The 13,802-nt window shown below is 26.5% G+C and carries 14 protein-coding genes, 2 tRNA genes and 1 pseudogene; 10 read left to right on the forward strand and 7 right to left on the reverse strand.

The genetic code is table 11. The features are described 5' to 3' along the window. Positions 1–63 precede the first annotated feature (63 nt). From A966_RS00495 to A966_RS00505, 3 genes are all read left to right on the forward strand, one after another. Positions 64–1,911: a methyl-accepting chemotaxis protein gene (locus A966_RS00495; RefSeq protein WP_008721346.1), complete on the forward strand. Its 1,848-nt coding sequence runs from the start codon at positions 64–66 to the stop codon at positions 1,909–1,911. Between the two features lie 99 nt (positions 1,912–2,010). Next, positions 2,011–3,123, forward strand: a complete 1,113-nt coding sequence (locus A966_RS00500; RefSeq protein ID WP_008721348.1) for a hypothetical protein — start codon at positions 2,011–2,013, stop codon at positions 3,121–3,123. Between the two features lie 60 nt (positions 3,124–3,183). Beyond that, positions 3,184–3,621: a PepSY-like domain-containing protein gene (locus tag A966_RS00505; protein WP_008721351.1), complete on the forward strand. Its 438-nt coding sequence runs from the start codon at positions 3,184–3,186 to the stop codon at positions 3,619–3,621. Positions 3,622–3,712: 91 nt separating this feature from the next. Here the strand turns inward: A966_RS00505 and A966_RS00510 are convergent. The 4 genes and pseudogenes from A966_RS00510 to A966_RS13665 all read right to left on the reverse strand — a co-directional run bounded on the left by A966_RS00510 (position 3,713) and on the right by A966_RS13665 (position 5,095). Next, positions 3,713–3,786: transfer RNA gene (locus A966_RS00510), tRNA-Ala, on the reverse strand. A gap of 491 nt (positions 3,787–4,277) precedes the next feature. Next, on the reverse strand, positions 4,278–4,607 hold the full coding sequence (locus A966_RS13655; protein ID WP_008721353.1) for a hypothetical protein: 330 nt from the start codon (positions 4,605–4,607) through the stop codon (positions 4,278–4,280). Between the two features lie 15 nt (positions 4,608–4,622). After that, a pseudogene (locus A966_RS13660) lies at positions 4,623–4,883 on the reverse strand (class I SAM-dependent methyltransferase); the annotation flags it as partial. Continuing rightward, a complete protein-coding gene (locus A966_RS13665; protein WP_008721355.1) occupies positions 4,880–5,095 on the reverse strand; it encodes a hypothetical protein in 216 nt (71 codons plus the stop codon). The gene A966_RS13665 and the pseudogene A966_RS13660, both read right to left, overlap by 4 nt. Before the next feature lie 845 nt (positions 5,096–5,940). On the opposite strand from A966_RS13665, the gene A966_RS13670 reads away from it, so the two are divergent. The 3 genes from A966_RS13670 (at position 5,941) to A966_RS00525 (ending at position 6,890) form a co-directional block, all read left to right on the forward strand. Continuing rightward, a complete protein-coding gene (locus A966_RS13670) occupies positions 5,941–6,216 on the forward strand; it encodes a hypothetical protein (RefSeq protein WP_008721356.1) in 276 nt (91 codons plus the stop codon). Between the two features lie 193 nt (positions 6,217–6,409). After that, on the forward strand, positions 6,410–6,541 hold the full coding sequence (locus A966_RS13905) for a hypothetical protein (RefSeq protein ID WP_008721359.1): 132 nt from the start codon (positions 6,410–6,412) through the stop codon (positions 6,539–6,541). A 46-nt stretch (positions 6,542–6,587) separates the two neighbouring features. After that, positions 6,588–6,890, forward strand: coding sequence for a hypothetical protein (locus tag A966_RS00525; protein WP_008721361.1), 303 nt, complete (start codon positions 6,588–6,590; stop codon positions 6,888–6,890). 57 nt (positions 6,891–6,947) lie between these two features. On the opposite strand, the gene A966_RS00530 is transcribed toward A966_RS00525, so the two are convergent. Then, positions 6,948–7,448 (reverse strand): type 1 glutamine amidotransferase domain-containing protein, encoded by a 501-nt coding sequence (locus A966_RS00530; RefSeq protein WP_039955394.1) that lies wholly within the window; start codon positions 7,446–7,448, stop codon positions 6,948–6,950. Positions 7,449–8,105: 657 nt separating this feature from the next. Here A966_RS00530 and A966_RS00535 point away from each other — a divergent pair. The 4 genes from A966_RS00535 to trmD all read left to right on the forward strand — a co-directional run bounded on the left by A966_RS00535 (position 8,106) and on the right by trmD (position 11,329). Continuing rightward, positions 8,106–9,095: a hypothetical protein gene (locus tag A966_RS00535; RefSeq protein ID WP_008721365.1), complete on the forward strand. Its 990-nt coding sequence runs from the start codon at positions 8,106–8,108 to the stop codon at positions 9,093–9,095. Positions 9,096–9,234: 139 nt separating this feature from the next. Then, positions 9,235–10,146 (forward strand): hypothetical protein, encoded by a 912-nt coding sequence (locus A966_RS00540; RefSeq protein ID WP_008721367.1) that lies wholly within the window; start codon positions 9,235–9,237, stop codon positions 10,144–10,146. Positions 10,147–10,231: 85 nt separating this feature from the next. Then, positions 10,232–10,306, forward strand: a tRNA-Gly gene (locus A966_RS00545). Between the two features lie 288 nt (positions 10,307–10,594). Then, entirely contained in the window at positions 10,595–11,329 is a 735-nt protein-coding gene (trmD, locus tag A966_RS00550) for a tRNA (guanosine(37)-N1)-methyltransferase TrmD (protein ID WP_008721368.1), read from the forward strand. Positions 11,330–11,533: 204 nt separating this feature from the next. On the opposite strand, the gene A966_RS00555 is transcribed toward trmD, so the two are convergent. Next, the gene (locus tag A966_RS00555; protein ID WP_039955476.1) at positions 11,534–12,664 is read right to left on the reverse strand and encodes a hypothetical protein; all 1,131 of its coding nucleotides are present in this window, start codon (positions 12,662–12,664) and stop codon (positions 11,534–11,536) included. A 44-nt stretch (positions 12,665–12,708) separates the two neighbouring features. Then, the gene (gene rfaE1, locus A966_RS00560) at positions 12,709–13,716 is read right to left on the reverse strand and encodes a D-glycero-beta-D-manno-heptose-7-phosphate kinase (protein WP_008721372.1); all 1,008 of its coding nucleotides are present in this window, start codon (positions 13,714–13,716) and stop codon (positions 12,709–12,711) included. Between the last annotated feature and the right edge of the window lie 86 nt (positions 13,717–13,802).

Genomic DNA, 13,802 nt, shown 5'->3' on the forward strand with positions numbered 1-13,802 from the left:
AAGAATACTATTAAATTTTTATATAAAAAATTAATTTTATAAATAATTTTTTGGGGTATATTTATGAAAAAGAAGTTCAATAGTTTAAATGTTCAAATACCAATAGTAGTTAATACATTTATAGCGGTTCTTTTAATTGTCTCAATATCTACTTTGGTACAAATGTCAAAAAAGGCTATAGATAAAGCCTCTTATGACGGATTTGCAACTACAATAAAGGGATATGCAACTTTTTTCGACTCTTTAGTTGAAAATCAATTAATATTATCGGACACATATTCATCTTTTACATTTGTTATAAATTATATGCAAAATAGAGATACTGAAGGCGAAGCTAATATGCTTACTGTATTAAAGCTAATGTCTGCTAAAAATCCGTATGTAAAAAGTTTAGCACTAGTAGAAAAAGACGGTACAATACTAAATAACTCAAACGGAGATAATACTGATGTAGGAAAAAATGTAAATCAGCTCTATCAGGATCTTTGGAGAAAATATGATGCTGTTAAAAAACCTACTCTATCTGACTCTATATATAAGACAACTGACGGAAAGTGGATTACCGCTATAATTTCACCAATAACTTCAAGAACTGATAATACATATTTGGGAGCATTGCTGGTAGTATTAGATTGGCAGAAAGTTATAGATGAAGTATCTTCAACTGCAGGCGAAGTTCTTACTCATTGGATAAGATTATGGGTATTTAATAAAGATACTTTACTTGTAATGCATAATGTACCTAGTGAGGTTGGTAAACTTGCTCCTGCTGAAGTAAAAACGATTGTTAATAATACTGAAGGAAAATTGGAATTCCAAAATGACGGTATGACTAAAGTTTGCCTATATACAAGCATTAAAAATCAGCCTTGGCATGTAGCTTTTTCTATGCCTTTGAGTTTTATCGAACAGCAAAGCAGTAAAATATTAAAGATTGGAATTATGATAGGAGTCATAGGAATAATATTGAGTTCTATTATAGGATTCTTATATATAAAAAATATTATGAGTCCTTTGAAAGTTCTTGTAGAAGAAGCTAAAGAGATGTCTAAAGGTAAGTTTATACTGAGACAATTCAAGTTTAATAAGTATAATGAAATTGGTGATATAGCATACTCTTTTAAAGATATGAGAAATGCTTTATCAAAAATAATTAATGAAGTTAATGAAACTTCAGAAAAAATAAATAATGCCGCTTTGAATCTTACAAATGGCAGCGATGATTTATCAGCTAGAACAGAAGCTCAGGCATCTAGTTTAGAAGAAACTGCTTCCGCTATAGAGCAAATGGCTTCTACTATAAAATCTTCTGCTTCGCACTCTGTGGAAGGAAATGATATGATGATAGCTTCTAAAAAGGCTGTAGAAAACGGAGCGGGAGTAATTTCTGAAACTACTAGAAACATAGAAGAAGTTTATGAATCAAGCGAAAAAATAAAAAGCATTACTAAGACAATAGAAGATATAGCTTTTCAGACTAATATACTTGCTTTAAATGCTTCCGTAGAGGCAGCTAGGGCTGGAGATCAGGGAAGAGGTTTTGCTGTTGTAGCTTCTGAGGTAAGAAACTTGGCTCAAAATTCACAGTCATCTGCTAAAGACATAACATTGCTTATAGAAAATATATATGAAAAAATTAATAAATCAGCTGAAACTGCAAGAGAATCACAATCTATATTCAATGATATACAATCAAAAATAGATGGAACAGCAAAAATAATGCAGGAGATAAGTACAACAGCAGTAGAACAGCAGACAGGTGTAGATCAGGTAAATGTAGCGGTATCTAAAATAGATGGAATAACTCAGCAAAATGCTGCTTTAGTTGATGAAACTGCAAATTATGCAAAAGAATTATTAGAACAGTCAGAAAACTTAAAAAGTATTATGACTTTCTTTAAAATGGATTAATATTTATTTTATTATCAGCTATGAAATTTATTTACGAAATTCTTTACTTTTTGTATAATTTAAATTATCATAGCTGATATTTTCATCTTAGGATTATTTATGAAAAACTATATAAAAATAGTAATAACCTCTATTACATTCTTACTGCTGCCTTATTTATTAAATGCTCAGGAAAAATATACAAATGCAATAATGCCAGAACTTCCAAATGCATTCGATATGTTTATCGGAAGAGAAGGAAATAATGAACTTCCGCAATATATAAAACCTGATTACTTTAGAGATGATTATAAAAGAAAACTTCCAAATCCTAATGATACAAATTTAAGTTTCTTTCAAAAATACCCTATAGAATTTCATTTAACTGCTGCTTTTTCTTATGCTGCTCATACCAATACTTTTAATTTGAGAGATACTTTTGCTACTATTGGACAGACATTTCATAATGAATATATACAATTTACAGGATTTATAACAGCATTCGGATATTTTGATACTCATAACCCAGATATACAATATCCATACATAAAAGGAAATGCAGGACTTTATGACGGAGGAGTACAGGCTATATTTATTGATAGAATACTAGTATCAGCCAGAGGAAGAGCTACTTTTGATATTAATACTACTACTTTTATGCTTATGCCGCATTATTATGATACTACATTGAATCCTGCAAATATTGATACACCTGATTATTATATACCTCAAGTATTAAACGGTCCAGGTATCAGAGTTGGATTTATAGGAAATCATTATGAGATAGCTTATTCTCAAGGAGATTTCAGACACAGTATACCTAAGGCTTTTTTATTCAGATTTAATATACCTAATATTGAGTTTAGATTCCTATACGAACATGAAAACAGAATAGAGCCTCAGAATTATCATATAAGTTTATTTGAATCATTGGTTCAGGCTTCTGCAACATTTAGATTCCCGCTTATGAATGAAACTATTTGGCTTAATGCTATTGCTGAATATACTTGGAGAGAAAATGATGCTCATTATGTCCGTTTAGAGCAGGGATTTGAATGGTATATGCTAAACATTGCTTTGAGAGAGATGGTTCATATAAAAGATAAAAATGCTAAGTTATATTTAGAATATGCTATATTTGGTAAATTTAAAGCAGGTCCTGCTGAATTTAATGTTGGTTTCCAAGGTTCTACAGACGGAAGATATTATATTGCAGGAAATGTGAAATTCTAATAACTTGTAGTATTTTCCTTATAATATATAATATTAAATAATAATTTAAGGAGGTCTTCTATGAAAATGAAAAGAATTCTAAAAAGAATAATATATACAATCTTAACCTTATCTATATTATCAATATATGCATACGGTGGTTCTGTAGCTTTAAGCGAAGTGCCTGATGAGGCTATAGCTTTTGCTGATAAATATTTCTCTGATTATTATTTGTACAGAGCAACTGAATTGGGCGGTTCTTATACTTTGATATTCAAAGGTGGGCTTAAAATATTTGTTAATTCTTATGGCGAATGGAGAAGTGTAAGCGGAGGTGGTGAAGAGATACCTATAGCTTATATAGAAGATAAAGTTAAAAATTCAATCAAAAAAGAATTCCCTGATGAAAAAGTTGTGAATATACAAAAAAATAGAAAAGATTATAGCATAGAGTTTAAAAGCAGAAGAAAAATAGTTGTAGATTTTGAAGGAAATATAACTAAAAAATGGAGAGATTAACTTTGTAATAAACATATAAAAGTACAAGCATATAATTATAATGTTTGTACTTTTTCATTTTTACTATTATTATAACTTTACTATTAGAAATTGGAGATAATGGGGCTCGAACCCACGACCCTCACAATGCCATTGTGATGCTCTCCCAAGCTGAGCTATATCCCCTTAATTAATATTGCACATTCTAAATTATTTTTAATGAAAAGTCAATCGTATTGTTTTACTCTTTAAAATAATCTTTTATAATAATATTTAATGCTTGCTAATAAAAACAATAAATTTAAAAATCTAAAAAATATTTAAACTTTTTTATATATAATCTATCAACCGCACGGTGAATAAATTTAAAACATAATTATAATAGAAATTTAATTTTTACTATGTTAAAAGATGAATTCTTCGTGCGTTATAAAGATTCAAAATCTAATCAAAACTTGGGCGGGCAATAAAAATAACAGATTAAAGCAGAAAAGAAAAATAATACAGAAATTACAAAATAATACTAAAAATTTAGTGGGTGGGCAAATGTAATTAATTTTTTAAAATAAATAAAAAATATTTAAATACATATACTAAAAATCTAATATATATTATTAAAAATAAATTACTATTACTATAGACATTCATACATTTATAACTATAAATACATAAATATTTTAAACAAGTCTTATATGAAGAGTATTAAAATTTATAATCTTTTTTACAAAAGGTAAATGTCTTAATATTCCTATGAATCCCCATCTATTTTTAAAATAATCAGAATAATTGTAACTGTTTATAAATCTTATATGACTGCTTAATTTTTCTATATCAGATGGTATATCTAATCCCCATCTAAATACCGCATTTGTTTCTTTTACAGTTTCATGAAGTTTTGTATTTTTAGCTGAAATTGTAGGTATAGTATCAAATATAAAATGACAGTTAATAAAATTGGCAGATAGTTTTTCAATTAATTCTTTTATATAACTTTCTTCTATATACATCAATACACCCTCAGATATTATTATAATAGTACCTCTTACTTTAATATTTTTTATCCACCTATAATCTAGTATAGATGATGATATGCATTCATAATTTTTATTATTTTCAAGTTCTTTAAAAAATTGTCTTCTTAAAAAAATAACATCTTCAAAATCTATATCATACCAATAAATATTATCTTTTATAAATCTGCTTACTCTTGTATCAAGACCTGCTCCTAAATTTATAATGGTAAAAAATTCTGTTGCACTTTTTTCAATAATATCTTTTATTATATCATTATATCATCTATTATTTTTGTTCTTACACAGGTTCCTACTTGAGTTCCATTAGAATTTTTAAACTTTGAAAAATCATAATTTATTTCTTTTAATATTTCTATAGATTTATAATCTTTGATGATTGAATCTTCTCTTTTACTTTCTTCTGCTTTCGCCCATAGTGTAATTAATAAAGTCTCAGATACTCCATTTAAATTAATATTCATAATATAGCCTCTTTAAATGTTAGATTATTCTAATATTTGGTATTATATATGTTTTATATTTTTTGTCAAATTCCTAAAATATATTTATACTTCCATACATTTAAGATTGTGTTTATACATACAAATAAATCATCAGTTAAATTTTTAATTTATTTAAAGCACTGTTATAAATTTTTAATAATAAAATGAAATTTAAATAACAAATTAAATAAGAAGAATTAAATTAATTCTAAGTGCGGTAATAAAAAACAATAAATTTAAAAAAATATTGGGCAGGAAATAAAAATAACAAATTAAAGCAGAAAAGAAAAATAATACAGAAATTGCAAAATAATACTAAAAATTTAGTGGGCGGGCAGATGTAATTAATTTTTAAAACTTTTATTACATACCCCACCCTTTATTCCTTATAAATATATTTTGATTTTTCATATTAACTATCTTTATAGCTTAATCTGAAATTTCAGCACCCACCCAAGTTTTTATTAGGTATTTCATGCATACAACCGCACGGTTAGAATATTTTTAATTATTAACAAAGTTTTAATTTATAAGTGAAATATTATATTTTTAATACTGCTCTGCGTGCGGAATGATTTTTTAAAAAAAATTACAAAAATTAATAGTGTCTTTCGGAAGACATAGAAAATTATTTTGAAAATGAAAATAAATTCAAATCCATTTTAAATTAGGGACATCATTATGTTAGTTTAATTCTAAATAATTATGATTTTCTCAAATTTTTATGCTCATTTATAAGGTTTAGAACTGATTATGATATTGTTGAAAATGGAGAAGATATTGTATTTTCTAATATAAAAAGTAAAGAGTACGGCAATAAAAAAATGCATAATATAGATTCTATTATAGATGATATAAATACATTTTTCTATATAGCAGAGAGCATGTACTTTTTTAATCCTTATACGTTAAAAAGCTACAAAGATATACTTGATTCTTTGCTTTCATCTTTAATGTATTTATACCGCTCAGCAGAAGAAAATAAAAAAGACTATAAACTTTTAAATGAATTAAAAAATCTTGATTTTAGAGATGTCAAAAGTATGAGGATATATTTATTAATAATGCCTTATTCTTTTAATGCGGTTCTGGTACTTTAAAAAGACAATAAAAATAGCTTTTTTTTAATTAAAGATTAATCAATAAAAACATCATGCTTAAATAGTATGATGTTTTTTATATATTTTATTGAGGTATTTAAAAAACTACATACTTCAAATGCATTTTTTATATTCTTTAGTATACTTAATCATATTCTTAAATAAACATTATTACAATTTAAAGGAGTAAAATATGAGTAATAAAAGAAATAATCATGAAGCAGACATAAGCAATGCCAATAAAGGCAGCAAAGGAACTAATATTACTTATGATAAAAATCAAGGTAATAGAGGAAAACAATTAAATCCTAATCAAAAAAAATAACTTAAAGTATAAATAACATTTTAGTTAAATAAAAAATGGGGAAAAAATGAAAAAAATAATCGGTGTTATTATAATATCAATATTTGCCGTGGTGGGCTGTTCTACTATAGCAACAGTTGAAAGTATTCCACAAAGTTTGCAGCTTACAGGAGATGATATTGAAGTGGGAGAAGTTTTAACTGCAGAACTTCCTTATAATTCAAAAGATGAAACTTTAAAAGAGCAGTTAATAGCTGAGGCTTTAAAAGATACAAATTATGATTTTATTATTATGCCTAGATATGAAATAGTAAAAACAGGTTTTTCTACAAAAATGAAAATAAGAGGAAAAGGAGCCAGAGTAAAATAATTATTATAAAAAACCTCATGTTTTTTAAGCATGAGGTTTATTTATAATATAAAAATATTATTTCAATTTCTTTATTATCTCTTTAGCAAAATAAGGCAAATCGTCTGGGCATCTTGAAGTTACAATATTACCGCATACCACTACTTTTTCATCTTTATAATTAGCTTTAGCATTTATCAAATCATCTTTTATACTTATATAGCATGTAGCATCTTTGCCTTCCAAAACTTTAGCTGATATCAAAGTCTGCTGTCCATGGCATATTGCACCTATAGTGAGGTTATTATCAACGAAATATTTTATGATTCTTTTTACATCGTCATTACCTCTTATAGCTTCAGGTGCTCTTCCTCCGGGTATTATTAATGCTTTATAATTTGAAGGATCAACCTCTGAGAAATTTAATTTTGCTTCTACTTTGAAAAAATATTCTCCTTTAATCTCTCCTTTGTTTAAAGCCGCTATATCAACATCAATGCCCTCTTCTATAAGTCTGAAATATGGATAAAACAATTCTGAATCTTCAAATAAATTGTCTGTAATAATTAATGCTTTCATTTTATACTCCTTTATATTATAAATTTCTATATATAAATATAATATTTTTTTTGATATTATATATTTTTTGTTATCTTTATAAAGATCAAATAAAAAATATAGGATAAGAAATGAAAACTTTTTTAAAAACAATCTATTATATCTCTGCAATTATATTCTGCATGTTATCTATATCTTGATCAAATGATGTAACAAAAACAGGAGATGGTATAGATACAAAATATGCAGGAAAATATTCGGCAGAAATAAATAGAAAATACCAAAACGGTAATATAGAGCTAGCAAAAGCTGCATTTACAATTAATAATGACGGCTCTTTAACAGGATTAATAACTTACTATGGAGGCTCTCCGTCAGAAAATATTGAATTATCAAAAGGAAATATCACTAAAATTTCAGATAACAGTTATAGTGCCGAACAAAATTTTATCGGCTTAAAAAAATATACATTTACATTTAAAGATAATATATTATAACTTAATATAGTTAATGAGGACAATTCAGTAACATCTGGTCAATTAATCAAGTACAATTAAATTTAAAAATGTAAATTTATTTAAATTTTCTTGTAAAAAAAATTGACATTAAATCATAAATGTATTATAATGTAAATACAGTAAATAATAAATTTACAATATATTTACAAAGGATATGTTTATGAGTAAAATACTTTTTAAAGCAATACCTGCCTTGATAATATCTTCAGGTATGTTGTTTGCTCAATATTATGATTCCTATAATTATCAGAACAATTATAATTATCAAAATAATTATAATGCATATCAAAACTATAATGTTCCAGCAAACAATTACTATAATAATTATTATCAGGAGTTTATGAGAACTTTATCTCAGGAGGCAAATAATCCTAATAGTATTTATTACAATCCGGGATTTTACGAACAATATAACAATTATAATGCTATGCAGGGAAATCCGTATCAGGATACTATGAATGCTATGAATTGGGCTTCTCAAAGCTATAATAATGATCCTTATTACAATAACAGCTATAATAATTATAATAATCAAGGATATAATGATACTGTAAATTACACAAATCCGTATGAAGAATTAATGAAAATGTTGGAAACAGAATCTCAAAACCCTAATAGTCCTTATTATAGCCCTAATGCAAATCAAAATGGATATTATGAAAATTATAATAATTATGATAATACTGCTCAAAATGCTTATCAAAATGACTATTATAATGCTTATGATATGCCAAGTGAATACTACAATAATAATGCTTCTCAAAATTATAATCAGACAAATAATAATAATATCTCAGATAATCCTTATCAGCTAGCTGCTGAAGCTTTAATAAAAGCAGCAGAAGAATTAACTAAAAAAGCAAATGGTATGCAAGACTCAAATAATGCTTATACTCCTAATGCTAATTTAAATAATAATAATGCCACCGCAGAAAATACTCAAAATGCACCATTATATATTCAAAACTTTTATACTCCTTTCAAAGTGCCTCAAATAGTTTTAGATACAGCTGCTTCAAAATATCCAAATGTTCAGATATTGGATGTAGAAATGAAAGAGATAGGTACTTATGAGGTTAGAATGGCAAATAATATGAGGCTTTATATAGATAGAAACGGCAACTTCCTTCAAGAAAAAGCAGATTATTAAACATATTTTATATTTATTAAGAGTCCCAATTATTTGGGGCTCTTTTTTTTATATAATTTATATAAAAATTACATAAAAATAATTTACTTTAAATAAAATTTTTATATAATATCTTAAAAGTAATAAATGAGGATTTTTTATGTCAGTAAAAATACCATACGAGAAAATAGTAAATGAAGATTTTATTGGAAAAGAAGTAAATCCTATTAATCAGCAGGAGATTTATAAAATAGCAGAAGAATATAGCAACAAAGTTATCAAAGAGTTTAAAGATGAAAGCATCAATCTTCTTATAGTAGATCCTCAAAGAGACTTTATAGATATGGAGAAAGGTGCTTTGCCTGTAAATGGTGCTGTTAATGATATTAAAAATATAATAAGATTTATATATGATAATATGGAAAGTATTTCAAGTATTTATGTTACTTTAGATACTCATAGATATGATTCTATATTTCATTCTATTATGTGGAATGATTATAATGATAAGCCTGTAGCTCCTTTTACAGAAATCACTTTAGAAAAGATAGAGAATGATGAAATAATACCAACCTATGATGAAGATATACAAATCAATTATGTGAAGGCATTAAAAGAAAAGAATGCTCAAAATTTAATGATATGGCCTTATCATTGTATATATGCTACAGACGGCTGGCTTATAGATAAACAGCTTGCAAATATGCTTTTATTCTTTGAAGCTTCAAGAAAAGTCTATATAAATAAAATATTAAAAGGTCAGGATTCTTTCAGTGAGATGTATGGTGTAATAAGACCGGAAGTGCCTACAGAATATACAAAAAATTATGATACTTCTTGGGTTTATGATATTACAAATGCTGATAAGATATATATATGCGGAGAAGCTAAAGACTACTGCGTTTATGAAAGCGTGAAGCAGTTTTGTGAGATATACAATAATGATAAAAGTATAACCGAAACTATTAATATAATGATGAATTGCAGCAGTGCTATAGGTGATAATAAAGAATGTGAAAAAAAATATGAAGATCTTTCTAATGAATACGGAATAAAACTGCTTAATATTTAATAAACAAAAAAAATAATATAGCTATTGATTTTTTTATTTTATTATGCTATAATTCTAACACTTAAAAAGTAAGTTCTTTTCAATCGCGGGCGTCGTATAATGGTTATTACCTTAGACTTCCAATCTAAAGATGACGGTTCGATTCCGTTCGCCCGCTCCATTTTATTTTCTAAAGATATTCCTCTATACGCACGGTTAGATAATTCATATAATATATGATACACTTTTTTATTTCAAAGATATTATTATATTTAACTTCATTTAGCGTGCGGAGAAATAAACAGTAAATTTGAAAAAATCTTGGGTGGGCTGCTGAAATAACTTAATAAAATAAAAAAGAAAAATAAAATTTGATTAACAGAAAATATTAAAAAACCTAAAGGGCGGGGAATGTAATTAAATTTTTAAAATCACTTGATATATAGTTTTTATAAAGTATAATGCTAAAATGATAATAGATATTCTTACACTTTTTCCCAAATTCTATGAAAGCACAATTTCTTTTGGTGTTATATCAATGGCAGTCAATAATAAAAAAATAGATTTAAATATTGAAGATATGAGAGTATACGGAGAAGGCAATTATAAAAAATGCGATGACTATCCTTACGGAGGAGGCCCTGGAATGATTATGACTTATAATATATTTAAAAAATATTTTGACAGTCATAAAAAAGGATATACGATTATTTTCTCACCATCAGGAAAAACTCTTACTCAGAAAAAAATAAAAGAATTATCAAATAAAGAACATATAACAATGATACTAGGGCATTATGAGGGAATAGATTATAGAGTTGAAGAAAAATATGCAGATGAGGCTTTGAGTATAGGTGATTATGTATTAAGCGGAGGAGAGATACCTGCCCTTTTATTATTAGATGCTATTTCAAGATATAAAGATGTTATGAATAATAAAGAATCTGTAATAAGCGACACATTTGAAGAAAACAGCAGCGGACTTTTAGAATATGAGCAATATACAAGACCTCCTGAAATAGATAATATGAAAGTTCCTGAAATACTCCTTTCCGGAAATCATAAAAATATTAATGAATATAGAAGAAAAAGAAGCATTATAAAAACTTTTAAAAATAGAGAAGATTTATTTTCAAAAATCAATCTTAATAAAAAAGATGTAGAAAATATTTTTGAATATTTAAAAGAAAATAATAAAGAATAATAAAATAGAGTTTATACTTGTTTTAAAACTAAATTTTTTATTTATTAACTATGAGTACACACCAAACTTATTTTGTTATTGTTTCAGTGATACAGGCTTTATATCTATAATGCTAATGTAATCATATTTCAAAAATAATGTTTTAAATAGTTCAGCATTTAATTAAAAATTGCCGCACTACAAATACTAGTATTTCTAAAAAGTTTAATAATTATGAAATTTAATAACTCCGTTTTCTACCATAAATCCATAAACAGAATCATCAAACATATGTATTCCTCTTAATTTATTAAAACCATCTGTACCTAAATACTCTTTAATATGATTTTGTGATAAAAAAGGATTAGTCCTTATAAAAAAATACATTCCATTGTCCATGCCTGTATATGTAACTCCTCCCGTACTAGATATGCCAACCGCCAAAGAATTATCCCGGCATGGTATTTTATAAGATTCTTTCAATTCAAAATTATCAAGTTTTGAAGTATATACAATATCTTCCTGATGCTTGCCATCAACTATATTCATAGTAAGTATAGCAAGAACCTCTCTCTCAGCAACATAAACACAATCAACTATCTCTCTGTATGACATTTTACCCGCATCCATATACTCAACTTCTTTAAGTGAATATCTATTTTCCATTTTTCCGCTGTTCATATCATATATATCAAGCAAAGGTATTCTATCTTTATCTCTCTTAAGTACAGCAAATTTATGATTAGTTAATGTTAATAATTTTACTAAAGACTCATACTCATTATCTATAATTGTATCTATACTATAAAGCGTATTTCCTTCAGGAGATATTTTATTTAAAGATACTAATCCCACTTTAGTATAATTAGTATTTGTTACTTTAACCGTATATGTCTCTATTTGAGGTGCATCATCTCCTTCAGTGGAAGGACTTTCAGAAGGTAAAGACATCATCACATTGCTTACTACAACATCGCCTACATATCTTAAATTATATCCTGTTATGTATATATTGGAGTTGGAATCTATAAGAGATATTTTTGAAGTTTCAAGATTCTTATATTCTAATGGAAAATATCTTACATTACTGCCTGAAGCTATTACCATTCTGGAATTATATAAATCTAATGCATAAACAGTATCATTCTTTACCCTATAAAATTCTCCGAAATAATATTCATTATCAACTTTATATATTTTAGGGCTATCCAAATCTACAAATTCATTGCTGTAAATTCCTATATCATTACCAAGAGAAAGCTCTGTAACCACCTTAGCAGGAACTATTAAAGGCTTTGGCAGACAGGAAATTAAAAACATCAATATAAATAATAACAAAAATATTTTTCTCTTCATAACAGTTTCTAAAATTTTAGACATATATAAAACACTTACCTATTTTATAATACTTCAATTAATTCTTTCAAAGTTAAAGTAGAAGTTCCTCTTTTACCGACAACAACACCAGCAGCTGCATTAGCAATCTCAGAAGAATCTTTAAAAGATAATCCCACCGATAAACACATAGCAAGTACAGATATAACAGTGTCCCCAGCACCTGAAACATCAAATACACTTTTTGCTTTTGTAGGTATTATATAAGGGGAATTTTTATACTTGTTTTTTATTTCATTATCAAATAAAGCCATTCCATTAGCACCTAAAGTTATCATTAATTTTGATAAACTTAATTTTTTTATAATGTTTTCTCCTAAAATATTTATAGCCTTTGCATCAAATTCATAAAAAGGAGATTTACTTTCAGCACCTTCTACAGCCTCCTTCAAATTTGGAGTCATAAGTGTAGCTTTTTTATAAAATGAAAAATGCTTTATAGCAGGATCAACTAATACAAGCCTATTTTTTTTATTGCAAGTATCTATTATTTTTTTTGATAACTGCTTTGTAATTATACCTTTTGCATAATCGCTTATTATAACAACATTATAATTATCTACATTATCAATAAATACTTTTTCTATATTTTTTACAATAGCAGAAGAAAAAGGACTAGTATTTTCTTCATCTATTCTAACTATCTGCTGAGTACCTGCTACTATTCTTGTTTTTGTTATAGTCGATCTTGTATCATCTGTTATTATTCCTTTAACAGATATATTAGAATGATTCATACTATCAATTATAATATCTGCAGACTTATCTTTTCCTATAACGCCTATCATAAATATGTTATCATTATTGTTTTTTCCAAGTAAAGCTGATATATTTCTCGCAACATTTCCAGCTCCACCTAAATAATTTTCCTCATGATTTACATGAAGTACGGGAACAGGAGCTTCAGGAGATATTCTTATAACATCTCCATAAGTAAACCTATCAAGCATTAAATCGCCTATAACAAGAACTTTAGCATCTATTATTTTTTTGGCTTTATCTTTTAAGTCCATATAACTTTTAATTCCTATAAACTAAAATTTACTTAATTATAACATAAATTATAAAAAAAAGTAAATATATTAAATTACATACTATT

Source organism: Brachyspira hampsonii 30446 (genome assembly GCF_000316195.1).
GTDB classification, from domain to species: domain Bacteria; phylum Spirochaetota; class Brachyspiria; order Brachyspirales; family Brachyspiraceae; genus Brachyspira; species Brachyspira hampsonii_C.

Coding starts and splice junctions, on each gene's coding strand:
- A966_RS00495 (WP_008721346.1), top strand. CDS start 64: ATGAAAAAGAAGTTCAATAGTTTAAATGTTCAAATACCAATAGTAGTT.
- A966_RS00500 (WP_008721348.1), top strand. CDS start 2,011: ATGAAAAACTATATAAAAATAGTAATAACCTCTATTACATTCTTACTG.
- A966_RS00505 (WP_008721351.1), top strand. CDS start 3,184: ATGAAAATGAAAAGAATTCTAAAAAGAATAATATATACAATCTTAACC.
- A966_RS13655 (WP_008721353.1), bottom strand. CDS start 4,607: ATGTATATAGAAGAAAGTTATATAAAAGAATTAATTGAAAAACTATCT.
- A966_RS13665 (WP_008721355.1), bottom strand. CDS start 5,095: ATGAATATTAATTTAAATGGAGTATCTGAGACTTTATTAATTACACTA.
- A966_RS13670 (WP_008721356.1), top strand. CDS start 5,941: ATGCATAATATAGATTCTATTATAGATGATATAAATACATTTTTCTAT.
- A966_RS13905 (WP_008721359.1), top strand. CDS start 6,410: ATGAGTAATAAAAGAAATAATCATGAAGCAGACATAAGCAATGCCAAT.
- A966_RS00525 (WP_008721361.1), top strand. CDS start 6,588: ATGAAAAAAATAATCGGTGTTATTATAATATCAATATTTGCCGTGGTG.
- A966_RS00530 (WP_039955394.1), bottom strand. CDS start 7,448: ATGAAAGCATTAATTATTACAGACAATTTATTTGAAGATTCAGAATTG.
- A966_RS00535 (WP_008721365.1), top strand. CDS start 8,106: ATGAGTAAAATACTTTTTAAAGCAATACCTGCCTTGATAATATCTTCA.
- A966_RS00540 (WP_008721367.1), top strand. CDS start 9,235: ATGTCAGTAAAAATACCATACGAGAAAATAGTAAATGAAGATTTTATT.
- trmD (WP_008721368.1), top strand. CDS start 10,595: ATGATAATAGATATTCTTACACTTTTTCCCAAATTCTATGAAAGCACA.
- A966_RS00555 (WP_039955476.1), bottom strand. CDS start 12,664: ATGAAGAGAAAAATATTTTTGTTATTATTTATATTGATGTTTTTAATT.
- rfaE1 (WP_008721372.1), bottom strand. CDS start 13,716: ATGGACTTAAAAGATAAAGCCAAAAAAATAATAGATGCTAAAGTTCTT.